We start from the raw sequence: 19,447 nt of genomic DNA, 5'->3' as shown, positions 1-19,447 counted from the left end.
CAGCTGCACCTCCTGCCGCGCGGCCCGGGCCGTCGTATCCGGTGTCGCGTCCGGGTCGACGGTTCGCGGTCCGGGGGTGCGCTGCAGCGGCATGCCGGTGAAGCACAGCTGGTGCTGTCGAACCTGTCGCACGTGCGGCAGCAGCATCGTGTTGGGACCGGTCGGCCTGTCCAGCCGGGCCTGCACCCAGCACGGCCGGCAATGGCCTTTCAACAGGGCCAGCCGTCGGTCGCACGCTGCGCACGCGCCGACGTCGCGGTGGCGGGCGGTGAATTCCGCGCACGGCCGGCACATGTCGCCGGCGCAAGGGAGCACGCCCCAGCCGAAGCAGACGCTGCAGCCGGCCGCGCGGCGGTGCTCACGCATCGTCGGTCACGCCGGAGGCAGCGAACGGCCGTCGCGACGCCGCGGCACGACCGGCATCGCACCGGACACCGCCGCGGCCGGTGCGCTGTGCGTGTCACCGCCGGAGTGGGCGACCTTGTCGGGTTCGGGCAACAACAGCTCACCGACCTGACAGCCCAGGACCGCGCAGATGACGTCGAGGTCGTCGAGCTTGACCGAGGCCGGCTGGCCCGACCACAGGCCCGACATCTTCCCGGCCGAGATCACCAAGCCGCGTTCGGCGAGGCTGCGTTGCAGCTCCGAGGCCTTCCAGATACCGCGGTTCGCCGCGGCCAGGCGCAGATTCCACCGCATTCAGATCAGCCCTTCCAGTCGTTGCGCGGCCCGCAACTGACCGGCGGCCCAGGCGTCCTCGATCCGGGTCCGATGGACATGCACGTAGCGCATCGTCGTGGCGATCGAGGAATGGCCGAGCAGCTCCTGGATCGCGACGAGGTCCATGCCGTCGTGGTAGAGCTGCGAGGCGCAGTAGTGCCGCAGCACGTGCGGAGTGAGCTTGCCGGGCCAGTTCGGCAGGTGGTCCTTCGCCGCGTCGGCGAGGCCGCGGCGCAGCGCGTCGTCGCCGATCCGCGGGCTCGAGCCGTCGTCGTCGGCTCGTTCGGAAGGGAACAGCGGTGCCCCGGGGCGGGTGTGGTCGTCGTCGAAGTGGCCCCACACGTCCTCGATGTACCAGCGCAGGGTCCGGTCGGCGCCGTTGATCAGCGGCACCACCCGCTCCTTCGGCCCGGAACCACGCGAGCCCTTGCCGTGCCGGACGTGGATCTTCCCGAACCGTCCCAGGTGCCACTTGACGTCGGTCAGGTCCAGCTCGCACACCTCGTTGACGCGCAGCCCCACCTCGGCCATCAGCCGCGCGGCGGCGTAGTTGCGAGCCGTCGGCGCGAACTTGCGGCAGGTCGCCAACTCGGCCGACCAGCCGGCGAACAGCGTCGCCGTCTCACCTGCGGTCGGCGGGATCCGCAGCTTCGCCTGCTTGGCGCCGCGTGGCCGGTTCATCTCATCCAGTGGGCACGTCACGACCCGGCCGGTCATCGCGTGGATCTCCGCCTGGTGCCGCAGCTCCAGGTACGAGAAGTAGGTCGTGATCGCCTGCGCCCGCGCCAGCCGAGTGCCGCTGGGAACTCCACGCAGCAGCCGCCCGAAGTAGGCGTCGGCGTCCTCGGGCTCCATGTCCCACAACGGCTTGCCCAGCCATGCCCGCACCTGATCCAGGTGTCCGACGTCGCCACGGATGGTGCTGTCGGCCAATCCCGCCGACGAGCGGGCAAGCACGAACCCGGCCAGCACGTCGGTCTCGAAGTCGACGAGCTCCTCCGGACTCGTCGGTGACCGCACCTCGCGCATGTCGCGTACCGCTGCCAGCGCCAACCCGCCGCCCTCGCCTTCATGACCGCAGTAACAACCTCGACCACATGGAGATCGGCTCATGAATTCTGAAGTTGAGTCATCACGCCTCAAGATCGCCCGAACGGGAACACACGCCCATGTCCAGGCGATCACATCGCCCCGGAACGTCCACACCGGACGCGAGAACTCGCGGGTTGTCGCACACGACCACCAACCTCCGACGGACGAACCCGTGCGGAATGAAGACGTCCGATGAGCACGCCGCGTACTTCTCACTCAGCCCGACCAGGCCCGTACCGCTAGGAAGGCAAACCCGTGACGCAACATCACCCCACCCGGACCTCCGCCGACACTGACGCCAACACCCCGACCGGCATCACCGGCGCGATCGGTGACGAGCCGACCCGTCGCGTCCCGCGCACGCTCACCGACGGGCTCGACGCCCTACACACTGCTGTGGACAACCCTGTGGACACGGCGCCGGGCGGTGACCCGCAAGGCGACCGGTCCGAGCCGCCTGCGGTCTCGGTGTGGACCACCGCGCAGGCGTCACCGGCCGCCCAGCGCAAGAACACCTACGTCCCCGAGTCGACCGCGCACCCGGCCAAGATGCTGCCCGAGGTAGTCCGCCACGCCGTCACCCACTACACGCGGCCCGGCGAGCTGGTGCTCGACCCGATGTGCGGCATTGGCACTACCCTCGTCGAAGCCGTCCGCCTCGGACGCCGCGCCGTCGGCGTGGAGTACGAACCCCACTGGGTGCAGGTCGCCAACGCCAACCTCGACCTCGCGCGGAAGCAGGGCATCGACCACGACGCGCGGGTCTTCCATGGCGACGCCCGACAACTCGTCACCCTGCTACCGGAGGAGTACGTCGGGCAGGCGGCGTTGGTGGTGACCTCCCCGCCCTACGGTCCCTCGACCCACGGGCAGGTGTCGGTCGCGCCGGGCGCGGGGGTGCAGAAGTACCATCACCTCTACGGCAACACCCTCGACCGCGGCAACCTCGCCAACATCGGCCACCACCGCCTGCTGGCAGGCTTCACCCGCATCCTCGCCGCCCTGCGCACCTTCCTCAAACCTGGCGGGCACATCGCCATCACCATCCGCCCCTGGCGCGAACACGCCGAACTGATCGACCTGCCCTCCCAGATCCTCGCCTGCGGACGCGCCGTCGGCCTGATCCCGTTCGAGCGCAACGTCGCACTGCTCGCCCGCGCCGCCGAGACCGATCTCGTGGCCCGCGGCAGCTTCTTCCAACGCGACTTCATCCGCAAACAACGCGAAGCCGGACTGCCCCTGCACCTCATCGCCCACGAGGATGTGTTGGTTTTCCGCACACCTCAGTACAAGACCGCAGGACACGTGGCCACCGGTGTTTCTGTGGCGGATGCGGCAGCCCTCAAGAAGAACCGCTCGGCGCGGTCTGCTGGTGCCGCGAGCGACAGTCCGGGTGAGCAAGGCCGGGCGGCATGACCAACCGCCCACCCCGATCGCCTCGCCCACGAACGGTACGTCCGCTCGCCCTCGCCCCGGCTCCGGCGGTGACGTCGGGGCTGGAGTGTCGGGCCCGCACAGCCAACGGGGCCGGTCCGGTCGTAGGGTCACTGTGCACTGGCTACGGCGGCCTGGACCACTGCGTACTAGCTGTACTGCCCCGTGAGGTTGGGAACGCGGCTGGCGGGTGGTAGGCCTTTGAGCGCGGTGTGGCCGCGGTGGTGATTGTAGGTGTGCAGCCACCGCGGCAGCGCCTCGCGGCGCTCGGTCTCGGACCGGTAGGCCTGGGCGTAGGCCCATTCGTCGAGCAGGGTGCGGTTGAACCGCTCGACCTTGCCGTTGGTCTGGGGCCGGTAGGGACGGGTGCGCCTGTGGCTGATCCCTGCGGTGGCGAGGGTGTCGCGCCACAGGTGTGAGCGGTAGCAGGAGCCGTTGTCGGTCAGGACCCGTTTGACGGTGATCCCGTTGGTGTGGAAGAAGGTCTGCGCCCTGGTCCAGAACGCGGCCGCCGTCTGCCTGGTCTCGTCGGGCAGGATCTCGGTGTAGGCCAGGCGCGAGTGGTCGTCCACGGCGTTGTGCAGGTAGGCGTAACCCAGGTTGGGGCGGCCGCCGACCGCGCGGGGCCTGGCGGGGTCGCGGTGCGCGGAGCTGTTGCGCCCGCCGGCCGCGCGGCCGTGGGCCCTGTGGCCGCCGCCGTCGGGGATGTTGCCGAGTTTCTTGATGTCGACATGGACCAGGTCGCCGGGCGCGGCGTGCTCGTAGCGGCGGACCACGCGGCCGGTGGCCCGGTCCAGGTGTGCGAGGCGGGCCAGGCCGTAGCGGACCGGCACCCGGTGCACCGTGGAGGCCGCCAGGCCCAACAGGCTCGCGATGCGGGCCGGTCCCCACCGGCGCAGCACCCGCACCTTCACGATCCGCCGTTCGGTGCGGGTCGGTGTCCGGCGCGGACTGGTGCGGGGCCGTGAGGACCGGTCGGCCATGCCGGCCTCGCCCTGGTCGCGGTAGCGGTCGGCCCACCGCTTGGCCGTGGACACCGAGACCTGGAAACGCTCGGCGGCCCGCCGCAGCGGCCACCGGTCCTCCACGACACACCGGGCCAGGCGCAGCCTGCCGGTCTCGGACAGCGGGGCGTTACGGTGGGACACGAGGGCCTCCGTCGGCTTGGTGTAGACGTCGCAATCCACACCGAACCCGGAGGCCCTCCCTCATTCCAAGATCATCGGACTACGTGTCCCCACGTTCGCAACCTCCCCGGGCAGTACAACTAGCCGCCCTCGGCGGCGGCCGGATCACCTGGATAGCCGACCTCAACCCGCACATCGAATACATCCTCGACGCCCAAATTCCGGAAGTTTCCAACCTCGGCGACCTGCGGCACGTCGACTGGGTCAAGGTCGAGCCGGTGGGCGTGCTCGTCGCCGGGTTCCTGTGCCTCAAATTCAAGCTCGGTTTGTCGGGGCGACTACCAAAACGCGCGGCCGGGTTCGTCGATGACGATGAGCAGTGGTCCGGGGCGGGTCTGGGCGGGGACGTCCTGGAGCCGGTATCAGCGGTTGTTGCTGTTCGGCCGGTGCAGCCACCACCGCGTGCTGTCGTAGCGCTGTTGGGCGATCGAGCGCCGGGTTCATTCCGAGCCGAATTCCTCGCGCCAGGATGTTCTGGACTCCAGAATCGTCACGTTCGACCGGCGCAAGGTGTACTCGACGCGGACCTGGTGACGGGCGTGCGAGGGGATGCTCTATTCGCACCAGCGGACGATCTGACGCAGGTGTGTCCGAGACGGCCATGCCCACGATCGTGGCAGAACTCGTCGACTGGCCTATGGCGCCCCTGGCCGAGGAAACCGTATCAGGCTGCCTTTCTCGAGGCACTGCGGCTGCTGCGAAAACTCCGCTACACCACCACCCGCATCAACGACCTGACCAGGGCCGTCCTCGCACTCCGCCTCAACGCTGGACGGGGTTGTAGAAGACTCACAGACATGCCTTCAAACACCTGCTTCATCGATCTGTCGAACTTTCCACGCCGACTTGTTCGAATCTGTCGGATTGAATCGCAGGCTAAGCCACTCCCTCGCCAGCTCTATGGCACTATGGGGAGCTATGATGCGAGATCCAAAGCATAGCACCTGGCAGTCATTCGAAAGAACGGATCGTCGCACGGAAATAATATCATGGCATACTGCTGCTCGGACTCCTGGTAGTCGGTTTACCGCGATGCAAACACCAATCCCGGTCCCGCAAACTAGCAAACCACGTGTACCTGAGGCTTCGATGACAGCGTTTCCCAGCCGACGAGAAATAGCGGCGTAGTTGCCATCAGCGGGAGTAGATAGTCGCGTCACAAGGAAAGATGTTTTTAGACTTTCGCAAAGTGCATCCGCCAGTTCGGTTCCCACAATGTCCGAGCCGACCAATAGACTCTCCGTCTTGTTTGTCGCCGCTTTATTGATGGACATTTACTACAACTCCCACAGGCTTGGCCAGCCAAGAATGGCCGTCATGCGAGAGTGCTCGCACGACGTCTACACCGATATTTTCACTTCGACCGAGGTGTCGAAGCTCGACATCGACAGAGTCACCCCTATTCTCGATCGATTCAACGACCGCATTTAGACACTTGAATTTGATTGAAGGAACATCTAGAGGCACTTCGCTGACAAGCTTAATCGAGAGCTTATCTTTTTCAGTCGATACGAGAACTTCTACGGTCAAGATAAGCGGTTCCATCAGGTTGAATGAATGTTCCCATCTATTGTCGAACCCGTGTTCCAGATCGCCGATCATGGAAGCACTAGGCTGTGTAGATCCGTCAAAAAAGATCGCGAAATTTTGATCACCGCCGCGGCCTTCACGGGACAAGGTGACAAGACACCGAGTTGTATCGCACACAATCAATCCATAATGAGGTGTGCTGTAGTAGCCTCTTACCTGAAGTCGGTCCGCCACGTTCTGCTCACTCCGTAGGCTCGCCAAAGGCAAGATAGTTTCTTCGACCAGGTTGCGGATGGTATTCGGAGTAAAACCAATATCTGCCTCACGAAGAGGTACATGTGGCGAATATGGATGGATCAGAAGTATCCTCACTCTAACTTCGGCATTCTTCTTGAACAGCTCTTCAAGTAGTTGTGCAAACTGCCATTTTTGCGACATCGAGATAGACTGAACTCTCAACTCTTCGTGTACTGATGTAATCTCCAGTTTAGAGAACAGTTTCCCTCTCGGGCCAAAGTCAACCGCGCTGGCAGTCACCTGACCAACTGCCCGAACTACTTCCTCATGAATAGCTGAGCGAAAAGTTCCTTCGCGCTCGGAGTCGGTATGGAGATCAAATACCTCGTATACGGCATCCAACGTAGGATTGAGTTTTTCTGACACTAAGGAGGTCACTGCGAACCCAATTAGGGCGCCAGCAAGGCCGGATAGCGCATTCTGAACGCCACGCTGGGACGGGTCAGTAAATAGCCAAGCCGGACTAGTAATAAGGAGGATTCCTGAGGCTAGTACAGCATATGCTACAGCGATCCTCACACGTCGTTCCGCTGTATACTCCCGATGACCTCTCATGCTTTCTTGCCGTCCAGGTTGTGGTCCGTTCGAGCCCAAGGCAGGTAATAATTTTGCCAAACGCTCGACGGTCCATCAGATTCTTCTGCAACGCGGAAAATTATGCCGCTCAAGTGCGACTGGGATGCAAGCGGAGGTAGGCCAACTATGCGCCGTATGGCGCGAAGTATCACCTCATGAGTCACAGTCACGGTCGCTCGGTCTTCAAAAATTGACGGGAGAGCAATGGCAACCCGGGAAAGAATTGCTTCAGCAGACTCTCCGCCTGGGTAGCTTAGTATTCCTCCTCTGCACCATTCGGCGTATTCTGTCGGATACCGCTGCTTTATCTCTGGTTCCCCTAGTCCGCTCAGTTCGCCAATGTTCGCTTCTGACAGAAGTGCTGAGGTGGTGATCTGGGAACCGCGCCGGATACCTTCGGCGAGAATCTCAGCCGTCTGAACTGCTCTAAGCATAGAAGAAGCTCGGAACTTAACTTGCTGTCCATTAAAAATGGGATGCAACTCTAGTGCTGTTGATTTCGAAGCAGCGATCCCCTCTGCACACAGGGGAGGATCAATCTCGCCCCCTTGCCAGATCCTATCCATGTTCATCTGAGTGGGCGCATGGCGTAGTATCAGTGATACCGATTTCATATGGCATACCCATCTTCGGCAATAGGGGTCCACATGTCGGGTTTATCTGTCGGTACCTCTATGTGGTCCACAGCAGTTCGCATTGCACGAGCTCCTGTACGCGGCCCTTCGGGATGGTCGAAAATGGCTGATCCAGCCGTATAGCCTGCCGGCAGATAGGGCGACAGTTTATGCAAGTTAGAAACGGTAGCTGGCGAAACGGATCCAGAATGAAGGGGAAGGCATTGATTGAACCGTCCAATTGGATCTGCACATGCTGCTAGGAAAGACGAAGTTTCTGTAGGCGAATAGCCGAAGGATCCAAAGGCGGAAGGCAAAACCGCTGCTGACGCGCCCGCATGCCGTTGAATCTTTAGCCAAAGAGCGAGTGACAGCCCGTAGCTTTTTAGTCGGGACGCAACCGTTTGATAGGTGCCGTGCACGACAATAGGAGTTTCCGGTACCCTCGTCCGCAGAAATGAAACAACGTCTTGGCCCTGCAATGCTGGAGCTACTAGGAGCATATCCGCGCCGCATTTCGTAGCAACGTCGACCCTTTTTTCTAGGTCGACCATTGGGCATATTGCGTTAGCGACGTACAGTTTGGACTCGCCTGTCTCATTTCTTGCACGGGTTATAGCTGCATACACCGTTTGATAGCGCTTCGCGAAGTCAAACTCGGGATGAGTAGCCGATAGCTCGTCATCCTTAATTATGTCTGCACCGCCTAGCGCGGCTTCATATGCCAAATGCGCGGCTTCGGAAGGTTCAAGCGGGCCAGAAGGTTTAATAGGAGCGCAAACAAAAGATCGTCGACCGGAATCTGCAACCAACCTATCTACAAAATCTGGTGGACCCGGGAACTTGGAGTTAGGTGCAGTTGGGAGTGAAATGTCTTCCAAGCGGAGCGCGGACACCACCGCTAGATGTTGACACTCGCCGAGAGCAACATTGAGAATCTCTATTATTCCGGAATCAGGAGTCAAATTTTCATAATCTATAATGACTCTTGCTGCCGACCGTCCGATAAAGGTTTGGTCGACCGGTCGAGCGTGATATAGGGGAAGCGAATTGCCGCGCGCTTCAACGGTGTCGACTGATACAACGAAAGCCTTGTTGGCTTCTCTGGACCTATTCGATATTCCGTCCCACGATCGGCTATGGCCACCGCTTTGTTCTTTAGCGATTTGCTCGGCGACAAATCGAATGTCTATACAGGATTCAAGATAGTATGTTGCACGCACTCGTACCCTCCAATATGGGGTTCGACTACCGGCATTCCGAGTCCAGCGCAACTTGCCGCAATCGCCTCTCCTTTCGTGTGATTCTACCTATCGTGATGGTCGATGATTCCGAATTTTTTTCACCGGAGGATAAGTATATTCTAACGTGCATACGTGCGGCTCCGCTTGGCGATCAGTCAACGCAAGTTTCGAAATTTGCGCATATTGCAACGATCCCGACTGTTGCGATCGTTTATGCTAGTCATGTGATTATCTTCTTTTGCTGTACCAGGTTGCGGCTGGCGGGGATGTATCACCCGATCGAGGAAGAATTGGTCGGCTTGGGTAACAAGCTGAATCGCCGCGTGTGCGGTGCGTAGTCGGACGTAACGCATCGATCACGTGCTGTTACTTAACGTTGCGTCTCGCCAAACATTGTTTGACCCCGGACATCGACGGTCTCGACGTAGATAAAGAAAAATGCGCCACGTTATGCCGCCCTGTCGTATGAGCAGGTCATACCTGACGTTCCCAGGCGTGTCTTCGAATCCACGGCGAACTCCGTCCAAATATGTCGAGCAATGCTCACAAAATGTACGTGGTGGAACTGCCCACTCGCGGAAGCCCGGCAGGCCGTGGACTGCCGGGCGTGCCAGCTTGCGAAGTCACCGACACCACTCGTGAACGGGCCAGTGCACGCCGGTCTCGCCATGTAGTCGAGCCGTCGCTGGCTTGCGATTGGCGAGCGACGCGGGCAGTACTCGCACACAGTTCGAGGACGTGCACCGCGCGCTGGTCAAGGCCCGCATCGGAGCGAAGGACATCGAGGTGTTTGAGCACTGGCTCGACGTCACAGTTCATTGAACAGCGCCCGTGCAGCGATGAGGGTGCGTTCCCCGGTCATCCGCTGTCCAGCTGCGTCCGATCAGGCCGTCGTTGTGCCGGTTCAATAGGCAAGCACAACGAGGCGATTTCGAGTCCGCGCAGCAGAGGTGCTATTTGGCGCTCAGCTACGACCTGAGCGACCCGGCGAGCTCGGGCGTTCCGGCGCGAGGCGACGTCGGCGGCGTCGCACGACTGGGGCGCACGATTGGCCGGGCGGCTGGCGTCGGCGCTGCGGATGCGGACCGAGTTCGCCACCGTACGTGGGAACGCATGTTCGACGTTTGAGTCCGGCCTCTGCCGTCATTCATGCTGAGGTGGGTGGAGCAGATCTGGAGCAGGCGGTGGAGTTGAACGACATGTAATCGCTTCAAACGGCAGTAAAAGGCACCGGCTGACGTGCTGATTCTCTGTTTGTGCTGGTCAGTGAAACGGCCGGACCATGCTGGCGGAGTGAGGCTCCATTGTGGCTGTACTTCGCTGGAGTTGGGCTGCATTGGCGGGTGTTGGGCGCGGTTCATTGGTGTCTAACGCGAGCCGCTGACCCGGGCGGACCCGCCTGCACCAACCACCGGTGCCCCGCCGTGCGAGCCGCACCACCAAGTACGGCGTTCGGATTGACCTGAACCCGGCAGATCCGGCCCACCGGGGACTTTCCGTCGCAGCCGAGCGGAAAGGCCGCAACCACGGACGCAAGCCGCACCGCGTGGCTCGGGCACTAGGCTCACTCGTCCGGGTGGCGTCGTGGGGAGGTCCTGGGTGCAGACGTGGCTGGTGCGGGCGGGGAAGGCGGGGGAGCGCGAGCGGTGGGCGCTGACCACCGGGCACACCGGTGGTGGGTTCGGCGGCGTGGTCGACCTGAGCGGCGCTGCCACCCGTGACGCCGTGCTCGACGAGGTGTTGGTCGCCAAGCCTGACGCCAAGGACCAGGCCGCCCGGAACTTCACCGCCCAACTGTGGGCGTTGCGTGAGCGGATCAGTGTCGGCGATCTGGTCGTGATGCCTTTGAAGTCCTCGCCGCACATCGCGATCGGCCGGGTCACCGGCGGCTACCGGTACCTGGGTGGCGAACTCGAACCCGAACGGCGGCACGTGCGACCGGTGGAGTGGCTGGTGACCGACCTGCCCCGGACGGTGATCAAGCAGGACCTGCTGTACTCCCTCGGCGCCTTCTCCACGGTGTGCGAGCTGTCCCGTAACGACGCCGCCTGGCGCCTGCAGCAGCTGCTCACCGACGGTCGTGACCCCGGCTCGCGCACCCCGATGGCGTCGGTCAAAACGGGCAGGAAGAGCAACGGCGCCGGTGACGACGCGGTCGACGATGCCACCGACTCAGCGCAGCTCGGGGTGGACGTCGAGCAGTACGCCATCGACCGGATCGCCAGCCGCCTGATCGAGACCTTCGCCGGACACCGCCTCGCCGACCTGACCGCGGCAGTGTTACAGGCCGACGGCTTCACCTGCGAGGTCTCCCCGGAGGGGACCGATCAGGGCGTCGACATCATCGCCGGCACTGGGACACTCGGCCTGGGCGAACCCAGGCTCGTGGTGCAGGTCAAGTCCGAAGCGGGGCAGGTCGGCCTCCCGGTGGTGCAACAGTTGCAGGGCGCGATGGCCGCCCACGGCGCGGTCGGCCTGCTCGTCGCCTGGGGCGGCATCACCAAACAGGCCCGCCAGTACCTGTCCACACAGCGGTTCGCCATCAAAGTCTGGAACTCCGAAGACCTCCTGGCGCGGGTGTTCCAGCACTACGCCGCGCTGCCCGCGGACGTGCGGGCCGACCTCCCGCTCAAGCAGGTGTGGACCCTGGTGGAGGAGACCGGCTGACCGCGCGCCCGACGGGCCCAAGCGCGCAGTGCATGCAGGAAGGAACACCGTTCGAGGACCACCTGCCGGACGGGCGACGATCGCCCGGAAGCATCCACTCGGACGACCTTCTGACCGGTCCACCGCGCACGTCCGGGCTTCCACAAGAAGCCCGAACTGCAGCACACCCGGGGCGATGTCCGCGCTCCTGCTCTCGCGGCGACCGCTGAGCCTTCTCTGGGCAAAGATGATTTCTGGGCCCGGTGCGGTCGAGTCGAACACCGCGAGGTGAGGGATTCCTCATTGCCTTGATGTCGACATCAAGGATTCGGCCGGTCGTCAGGTGGTCAGGTGGTCAGCGCCAGCTTCTTGAAGACTTCGTCGGTGTGCCAGGCGATGTGGGTCGGGGCGGGTGGGGTGGTGCCGCGTCTGGGTTTGAGTGGGCGTTGGCGCAGCTGGTAGATGGTTCGTCCCGTGGTGGTGCGGCTGGTGAACTTGGCGGACACGGTGCTGCGCAGGTCGAGGTTAAGGCCGAGGACGCCGTGGTCGAACAGTTTGTGGTGCAGGGAGCACAGGGCCAGGCCGTTGTCGAGGTTGTCGGGTCCGCCGAAGGCGAACCAGCGGATGTGCGCGGCCTCGACGCCGACGGTGGCCGCGCCGAGTTGTCCGTCGAAGCCGCAGAAGGCGCACTGCCGGTCCCACGCCTGCAGCACCGCCGAGGGCCACGAGCTCTGCCGCTGTCGTCGGGTTGCCGGTGTGCCGGTGGCGCCGAGGACCGTGTCGGGGTCCAGGCTGACCGCAGCGAGGACGTCCGGTGCGACGGTGGGCGGGAACTCGGACTCGACCAGGTGCCGGGCCGCCGCGGCGGCGACGCGCGGGTCGCGCAGGGCGCGTTCGAGCCTCGGTCCAGCCAGCCGACGACATTCTTGGCGGCGAGCGGCTGGACACGGTCCATGGGCACGTCGTGGTCGAGGGTCCAGATGCCGTCCGAGCGCAGGCGGGTGAACGGGTACGCGGCGGCTTGCGCAGGCTGGGTCGTCGAAGGCGGACCGAAGTCCCGGATCAAGGCCGCCAGCTTCCCCGCGTCCGCCGCCCAGGACAGCGTGCTTGTGCCGGAGTTCGTCAACCGCCCTAACGCCAGCAGCGGCTTGTGCGGCGACCGCTTCCCACCATGTGGACCAACCTGGTCGCGGCGGCGGAGAAACTGTGACCGCGCACAGCAGGTGCTGGTATGTCGGGCCGCAGCGGCGCACCCATGTGGGGAAGGAGCGGGCTCTGCAGCCGCACGCCGCGGTCCACGACTGCTCGACCAGGGTGTCGGGCTGCTGGAGTGCGCACGACGGCTCTGCATATCGCTCAACACGGGCAAGCGCTACACGCGCCGCGTCGCCTCGACCGAGGATCTGCGGCGCCCGCCTCTATACCGGCGCAGCATGGTCGACTCCTATCGCGACCCCTGCGTGCTCGTCTGGCGCGGCAACCCGACGTCCCGGTCACCCAGCTGCTCGCCGAGATCCGCGCCCTGGGCTACCCCAGCAGTGCCAACCTGCTGGTCCGCACCGGCGGAGAGCCCACGACGAACGGCTCTTCTTCGGTCAGCGGTCTGCATCCCAGTCAGCGTTCGTCTTCTTGGCACTCACCGTCGTCGGTGGGATGGGTTTTGGGACGCCAGGATCACGAGCCGCCGGGCCATCCCGAACATGCGGGAGACGCGACTTCTCTGGCCGGACGCCACCTCGATCCCGGCCGAGGGCGCGCCGTGCGGACCTTGGTGGGAGCGATGGTCGTCGGACTAGCGGCGGCTGTGCTGAGTAGAGCGATACGCCGCCGAAATCGTCTGCACGGGTGCACGGGTGCACGGGTGCATGGGTGCCGTCTGTGATCGCGACCTGGTCGACATGCCGACGCTGGACCGGGGCCAAGGCGAGCAGTGGGGCCGACGGTGTCGACGACCCGGTGCGCCGCGGCGTGGGACACCCAGAACAGCTGCCCGAGATGCGCATCGTGGGACGCCCGACCGCCACCGGACACGCTCTCAAGCCGGGACGTCACCCACGTGAAAGTTCCGGGCTAGGTCGGGATCCCCTGGTGGCGGTCAATCACGGCCATCAACCTCGGCTCGTACGCGCGCATCGCGCCGTCGAACTGCAAGTTATTGTCACGAAGGCGTATCTTGCGCCCAAGATCGATAACACCCCGAATTATGCCGACCGCAAAAGAAAAGTCCTCGTCAAGAAGGCTCTTGTGGACCTTCTCAAGCCATTCAGTCCCCACTCTTATCATTACCACGAAGCTGTGTTCTGAAGACGTGCCACGACTACGGCAGACCCCTTCCAAAGTCTTCAAAACGTCAAGCGCAGCCCGAATTTGTGCAGAATCCTCAGGATATCTCGCCGACCGGCGCAGAGTAACAGAAGCCCAGCCAGTGTCGACTTTGTAGTCACCATCTCCACCACAGCCTCGCGCTGCCTGGAAATAGTTGGCAGCGACGTCAAGACAGTTGCGCTGCAGTTCGAACTCGCCACGCTGTAACCAGTAGTGGAAGTCGTCCTCAAGAAAAACGAGGACCGAGTCGTACACATCGCGCACCATAGCGTCCGGCAAGCGCAAGTCGATCATCATCGTGTGGTTCAACAAGCGGATCATAGTGCGGCGATAGGGATCATTACTGTCACGAATGTGTCCCGCATAACCCGCATAAAAGTAGAGCAGCTCCTTCACTACGCTGCCCATCAGCTCAGGACGCTTCTTCAGGACTACCTGAACAACGGTGTCCGCAATTGCTCGTTGCCTGCAGCGTATCAATCCGCTTGCATCCTGCACCACAAGCCTCGATCTCACCAACGATCTAATCGCATCTCGCACCACGGAGATGGCAGCCCCTTGGGAAACCACCTGCAACAGGTCCACGAAATCGATTCCACGACTCTTGTAGACTTCAGCTGACTCAAGAATGCACACGGCGGCGTACACTTGCGCCTGGGTAGAGTCGAGCTCCTCGAACTCGCTTTTTACCTTCTCTTCAAATGGCTTGCCCGTGACAATTTGAATCATTGCGGCCAGCAGGCTTCGCTCGCACATTTCGCGCAGCTTTTGCATCCGCTTCTCAGGTGACCACTTGTACCGCTTCAGCACTCCATCAAGGCCATTGCTCTTCAAGACCTTGATCAAGGCCTTCAGGTCATCATCATCGAGCGGGTCATCCGCGTAGATCTCCACCGCTGGAAGGGCACTTGGAATGAACTCGATCCTAGTGCTCCTGACCGCGGCAAACACTACGGTCTTTCCTCCTCGTGCGAACTCCCGCATCATTTCGGCGGCGCCTCTGCCGAATATGTCAACATCATCGACGAATATTGCATCGAGCTCCAGCTCGGCCGCTTCGGCGCGAATCTTTTCGAGCGACTTGGTAGCCGATCGATCAATCCATCCAACAACTTTTCCGTCGCGATGAAGCTGGTGAGCACATTGCATCATCGCGGTCGTCTTGCCCGACCCGGCGCCTCCGCGTAAGAGAACTATCGCGGGAGCCCCAGACGCAAATTTTTCGCGTCCGCGTAGAACCCTGTCCGTCATCGACAGCGTCGCCGCAAAGCTTCCGGTTATGTCACCCCAGTCAGGCTCTCGACCTTTCAGAAATTCCTTAGAACCGTTCTTCATATTGCCCAGCATCGTCGAGACGAGTGAAATGCCAGTGGCTTCATTGCGTATCGCCAGCGACTCCGTCAGACGTCGCTTGCCCTGCAAGAGCCGCTGATCGCCCGGAAGCAGCCTCGACCGAGAAAACTCGGTGGGCGACTCTGCAATGTGAATGAGATCATTGTGCTTGAGGCGGGACGCTGTGGAGAGATCCGCTTTCGGCGCAACCACGAAGCGAGGATAATCTTGCCCAGACGACACGGTCAACGAGGCGAGAACGTTCCACAGCGAAGCACTGTGAGCGGAATCAGCGAAGAATACCACCGGATGGCACGCTAATTCCGCCTTCAGGCGGTGGAACCACATCGAACGAGCGGTTGCCGACTCCAGCAACGAAGAGCCGAACTCGACCGATTCGACCCCGCCATCGAAACTTCCATTCATAACAATTATCTCGATGGCACCCTTGCGCCCGGCGGGTTTCTCCGCAATAGCATTGGTCAGCAACATGGAGGGGAACGCGGACACCAATGACCTGGACGCTCCAGTCGCCGAGAAGTCATAGGTACGCCACCACGGCGAGTTGAAGACCCGGTATAAATCCGGATAGTTGACTCCATCGACACCGGCCAGCCCTTGAAAACGCGCAGTCAACTGGCTTTCACTCAGCCGATCGCGCGCAGCGCGCCAAATCTCATCCTGCGTAGGTTGAGGCTGCGGCATTCGACCGAACGCATCAATCGCCAACTGATGGAAGATTGAATCGAGCTCACCGGCATCGCTGCCGTCGAGACCCGAAACTACTACCGCGATCATCTGTCCGGACTCAAGCTGGCGATAGAATTCCGACAGCGCCTGCTCTGCATCGGCTCCATCGCTGAGATCCGTCTCGCTTCTGGATTTCGTGGAAACTTTATTACTGGTACGTAGAAGTCCGACACCTCTGCTTCGTGAGCCCGAGATCTCCTCAACTCGCGTAGGACGCTCATCGCTGAACTCGATCCTCAGCAGCGCCGAGTTTTCGGAGTTCACGACAAACCAGTTCCGCTGGCCGCGCTGCTGCTCGGCCGCGAGGTGCTGCCCCGCGATGAGCAGCGTGGGTGCACCACCATCAAGCAAGTCCGGCGGAGGTACGGCGACACCAGAAGCCACGATGGTCAGATCATTCTGGTTGACCCAGCTTTCCCATGAGCCTCCGGCAACTTTATCCAGCTGTGGGCTCACGAGAGTGCCACGCCCGCCAAGCGGCCGTCCATCGACGTCGCGAAACACTGAATTGACGACAGCGATGCCAAGACTCCGGTCAGCAGATTCGACCAGGAAGCTACCCTCACCCGGTAGGGCACCGCTTCGCCAAAAAGGTGGATCTTCAAAGAAGCCCTGCCGCCAGGAGTTGAAGCTTGAGAAAACAGACCCCTCAATCCCTTCAAGGACGTCCTCCTGTTCCCCCGACCACAGCCTTTCCCCGATTTCAGGCCATCGGTTCACAAGCGCATCGAACAGCATGCGCCCCTGAGGAACAGAGCAGACATCACCAGGCCCCGGGACTGGGACGATTACTGGCAGGTCAGCGGCTCCCGCATCCACGAAACCTTCAAGTATCGCATCTACGAGAGCACCACCTCGGCCGTCGACAAAATGAGCAGACCCTGCACTGAAAAGAAGAACGAGATCGATAATTCCGCCGAGTTGGCTTGCTTTGTCGACGTGTGTTTTCGTACATCTCCGGAGGGCGTCAAGCACCTCTGGATCAGTAGAACCGCCGAACAAGGGGAGCACATGCACAGATTCGTTCATCCTGCAGATCCCTCCAGGAGAATGGCGATCACTTCGCCCCTAGGAACATGCAATGTAAACTTCACCGGATTGCACCCGCTAGCGACCACGTCAACTTTGACAAACTGTGCACCAAGAGACTCTTTGTCAATTAAACCTTTTATTCGGTCCTCGAGTGCACCGCAGAGCTTTTTCAGCTCTTCGACCTGTTTAGAGCTCACCACCAGCTCGCCGTGAGCTGTTCTGTCAGCGGAGCCGAAGACAAACAGACCGAAGCAGGCCACAGTCGCAGTCATCGCAAGCAGGACAACTAAATTGGCCCACCGCTGCCGGGTGTCCACCTGCTTCGCTTCATTGTCGGCTTTCTTCAGAACGTGGGCTATCAATTCGTGCCGACTTTTCACATGACGGCCGTCAGTCGATTCGCGCACAGGCGCGGCCACTGCCCACAGGTACAAAATTCCCGCACTCAACCATAGCGCCACAGCCACGAATCCCGCGATGCGGATTTCAAGTGGCCGCTCCGCCAATGCGGTGGCAGTGAAGGTTGCAACAAGGCCGCCAAAGAACACCGTGGTGGCGGACTGGGCAGCTTGCGCCCTGACTCGTGCCGCCCCACTCGATCGCACTCGATCCGAGTAGTAGGCCTCACTAGCAGGCCCGATGATCGCTTCGATCAGACGGTCCTGCTCAGCGGTATCCACGTTCATTGATACTCCGGTCAGCCGATCCGCAACCTCCGCACTGCCTACAAAAGGCACATCGGTCTACGTCGCGGAGCGTTACAGTCCCAGCGAAACCGTTGTCGCCGACGTGCGGACCCACGCCGATCTTCTTCATGCGTACCTCACCGGGGCCGGGATACCCGTGCCATGCTTCCCAGCAGAACCACCTGTGGCAGCGTGACCGACCGATCTCCGCGACTCCCTTCGCGATGACCATGCACGCTACGCCGAGGGCCGACAAGACGAGGCAAACAGCTGCAGGGAGCCGCCCGATCAAGTGCACAACGTGTCCGGTCTCGGCAGGGTGCACCGGAGCCGAGCAGCAGGTAAGCGGTGGGCGGTTCGGTCACGCTCCGCCCACCGCTAGTCACTCACTCGGACAGCTGGAGCCCAAGCGGCCTTCGACCACTGGACTGCTGCGATAATCTGCTGGTCGGCCCCTGTTCCAAGCTTTCAGTACTCCCGCCTGGGAGACGAACCTGTGCGTAGGTAGGCGCGTGACGCGCTCGCGGGGCGTTCGAAGTCCTGATCTTGATGCGTGAGCGGGGCGGCCTGCTCAACTCGCGGACAATCCGGATGGTGGACCGTTCCACTTCACGTTCGGTCAGGAACTCGGATTGATCATTTACCTGCTCCTGACCTCCTGGGGTCGGGTGGGCTTGCTGCTGGTGACCTGAGTTTCGTTCGACCGCGACCATGAAGCGCTCCGGTTGTGGTGGAGGCTCCATTCCTTGAGAGGATGGAGTCATGGCACGACCTTCACGGCACCCGGTCGAGGTGCGGGAGCGCGCGGTGCGTCTGGTCCGGGAGCACCGTGACGAGTACCGGTCGGAGTGGGCGGCGATCTGCTCGATCGCGGAGAAGTTCGGGGTGTCCGGCGAGACGCTGCGCAACTGGGTGCGTCAGACCGAGGTCGACGGCGGACAACGTCCGGGGACCACGACGGACGAGGCGGCGGAGCTCAAGCGGTTGCGGCGCGAGAACGCGGAGCTCAAGCGGGCCAACGAGATCCTGAAGTCCGCGGCCAGTTTCTTCGCGGCGGAGCTCGACCGCCCACACACCAGGTGATCGCCTACATCGACGTGCACAGGGATCGATTCGGGGTCGAGCCGATCTGCGCCGTCCTGCGCCAGGCGGGAGTCGCGATCGCCCCGAGCAGCTACTACGCGGCCAAGTCGCGTCCGCCGTCGGTGCGGGCTCGCCGTGACGAGTGGCTGTCGGTCGAGATCACGACGGTGTGGAAGAACAACTACGAGGTCTACGGGGCGCGGAAGGTATGGCAGGCCCTGCACCGCAAGGGAATCAGTGTGGCCAGGTGCACGGTCGAGCGGCTGATGCGCGAGCTGGGCATCACCGGCGCCACGCGCGGCAAGGCCAAGCGCACCACCGTTCCCGCCGCGGACGGCGTGCGCGCCGGTGACCTGGTCGATCGGAGGTTCACGGCCGAACGCCCGAATGCCTTGTGGGTGGCCGACTTCACCTACGTGGCCACCCGGTCGGGCACCGTCTACGTCGCGTTTGTGATCGACGTGTTCTCCCGCCGGATCGTGGGCTGGAAGGCCGACACCCGGATGCGCACCGGCCTGGTGCTCGACGCGCTGGAGATGGCCTTGTGGACCCGCGACCACGCCGGCCGCCCCGCAGGCCCCGGCCTGGTCCACCACTCCGACGCGGGCAGCCAGGGCGGATTCAATCGGTCGTCGCAACACCGGCTTGTTGGAGCGAGGATAGATGATCGTTCAAGGCTTCCGCAGGCGTCCTCCAGCCGAGGGTCTTGCGAGGTCTGCTGTTCAGTGCGGCGGCGACGGCTTCGATCTCGTCGAAGTCCCATCGGGAGAGGTCGGTTCCTTTGGGAAAGTACTGGCACAGCAGGCCATTGGTGTTCTCGTTCGTGCCGCGCTGCCACGGGCTGTGCGGATCGGCGAAGTAGACCGTCAACCCGGTCTCGATCCGCAGCTGCGCGTGCC

General features: G+C 62.5%; 13 protein-coding genes, 2 pseudogenes and 1 other annotated feature. Of the genes and pseudogenes, 4 read left to right on the top strand and 11 right to left on the bottom strand.

What is annotated here, in order from left to right:
* Positions 1-372: 372 nt before the first annotated feature.
* Together AB0H12_RS30945 and AB0H12_RS30940 are read right to left on the bottom strand one after the other, a co-directional pair.
* Positions 373-699, bottom strand: a complete 327-nt coding sequence (locus tag AB0H12_RS30945) for a helix-turn-helix domain-containing protein (RefSeq protein WP_499627718.1) — start codon at positions 697-699, stop codon at positions 373-375.
* Complete coding sequence (locus AB0H12_RS30940; protein ID WP_499627716.1) at positions 700-1,749, bottom strand: tyrosine-type recombinase/integrase; 1,050 nt, start codon at positions 1,747-1,749, stop codon at positions 700-702.
* A gap of 471 nt (positions 1,750-2,220) precedes the next feature.
* Between AB0H12_RS30940 and AB0H12_RS30935 the strand changes: the two genes are divergently transcribed.
* Positions 2,221-3,228: a TRM11 family SAM-dependent methyltransferase gene (locus AB0H12_RS30935; protein ID WP_499627715.1), complete on the top strand. Its 1,008-nt coding sequence runs from the start codon at positions 2,221-2,223 to the stop codon at positions 3,226-3,228.
* 167 nt (positions 3,229-3,395) lie between these two features.
* Here the strand turns inward: AB0H12_RS30935 and AB0H12_RS30930 are convergent, their stop codons facing one another.
* The 5 genes from AB0H12_RS30930 to AB0H12_RS30910 form a co-directional block, all read right to left on the bottom strand.
* Positions 3,396-4,394 carry an IS481 family transposase gene (locus tag AB0H12_RS30930; protein ID WP_499627713.1) on the bottom strand — a complete coding sequence of 333 codons (999 nt, stop codon included), beginning with the start codon at positions 4,392-4,394 and terminating at the stop codon, positions 3,396-3,398.
* A gap of 842 nt (positions 4,395-5,236) precedes the next feature.
* On the bottom strand, positions 5,237-5,707 hold the full coding sequence (locus AB0H12_RS30925) for an RpiB/LacA/LacB family sugar-phosphate isomerase (RefSeq protein ID WP_499627711.1): 471 nt from the start codon (positions 5,705-5,707) through the stop codon (positions 5,237-5,239).
* Positions 5,694-6,638, bottom strand: a complete 945-nt coding sequence (locus AB0H12_RS30920; RefSeq protein WP_499627709.1) for a hypothetical protein — start codon at positions 6,636-6,638, stop codon at positions 5,694-5,696. The genes AB0H12_RS30925 and AB0H12_RS30920 overlap by 14 nt, the downstream gene beginning before the upstream one ends.
* A gap of 173 nt (positions 6,639-6,811) precedes the next feature.
* Entirely contained in the window at positions 6,812-7,450 is a 639-nt protein-coding gene (locus AB0H12_RS30915; protein ID WP_499627707.1) for a histidine phosphatase family protein, read from the bottom strand.
* A complete protein-coding gene (locus AB0H12_RS30910) occupies positions 7,447-8,346 on the bottom strand; it encodes a RuBisCO large subunit C-terminal-like domain-containing protein (protein ID WP_499627930.1) in 900 nt (299 codons plus the stop codon). The genes AB0H12_RS30915 and AB0H12_RS30910 overlap by 4 nt, the downstream gene beginning before the upstream one ends.
* Before the next feature lie 419 nt (positions 8,347-8,765).
* Here AB0H12_RS30910 and AB0H12_RS30905 point away from each other — a divergent pair, with 419 nt between their 5' ends.
* Both AB0H12_RS30905 and AB0H12_RS30900 read left to right on the top strand, forming a co-directional pair.
* Entirely contained in the window at positions 8,766-9,032 is a 267-nt protein-coding gene (locus AB0H12_RS30905) for a hypothetical protein (protein WP_499627705.1), read from the top strand.
* Between the two features lie 1,246 nt (positions 9,033-10,278).
* Positions 10,279-11,361, top strand: coding sequence for a restriction endonuclease (locus tag AB0H12_RS30900; RefSeq protein WP_499627704.1), 1,083 nt, complete (start codon positions 10,279-10,281; stop codon positions 11,359-11,361).
* A gap of 326 nt (positions 11,362-11,687) precedes the next feature.
* Here AB0H12_RS30900 and AB0H12_RS30895 read toward each other — a convergent pair.
* The 3 genes and pseudogenes from AB0H12_RS30895 to AB0H12_RS30885 form a co-directional block, all read right to left on the bottom strand.
* A pseudogene (locus AB0H12_RS30895) lies at positions 11,688-12,511 on the bottom strand (phosphorothioated DNA-binding restriction endonuclease); the annotation flags it as partial.
* A gap of 899 nt (positions 12,512-13,410) precedes the next feature.
* Positions 13,411-16,776: an ATP-binding protein gene (locus AB0H12_RS30890; RefSeq protein WP_499627702.1), complete on the bottom strand. Its 3,366-nt coding sequence runs from the start codon at positions 16,774-16,776 to the stop codon at positions 13,411-13,413.
* Positions 16,773-17,459, bottom strand: coding sequence for a hypothetical protein (locus AB0H12_RS30885; protein WP_499627700.1), 687 nt, complete (start codon positions 17,457-17,459; stop codon positions 16,773-16,775). Before AB0H12_RS30885 ends, AB0H12_RS30890 begins: the two co-directional genes overlap by 4 nt.
* A 768-nt stretch (positions 17,460-18,227) precedes the next feature.
* Here AB0H12_RS30885 and AB0H12_RS30880 point away from each other — a divergent pair.
* Positions 18,228-19,162, top strand: a pseudogene (locus tag AB0H12_RS30880) (IS3 family transposase); the annotation flags it as partial.
* Positions 18,503-18,634 (top strand) — a sequence feature (AL1L pseudoknot). It overlaps the preceding pseudogene by 132 nt.
* A gap of 7 nt (positions 19,163-19,169) precedes the next feature.
* Here AB0H12_RS30880 and AB0H12_RS30875 read toward each other — a convergent pair.
* A partial coding sequence (locus AB0H12_RS30875) for an IS30 family transposase (protein WP_499627928.1) occupies positions 19,170-19,447 on the bottom strand: 278 nt, incomplete at its 5' end.

Origin of the sequence: Actinosynnema sp. NPDC023794 (assembly GCF_040639675.1) — a bacterium.
Lineage (GTDB): Bacteria > Actinomycetota > Actinomycetes > Mycobacteriales > Pseudonocardiaceae > Actinosynnema > Actinosynnema luteola.
This window is presented reverse-complemented; position numbering and strand designations above follow the sequence as displayed.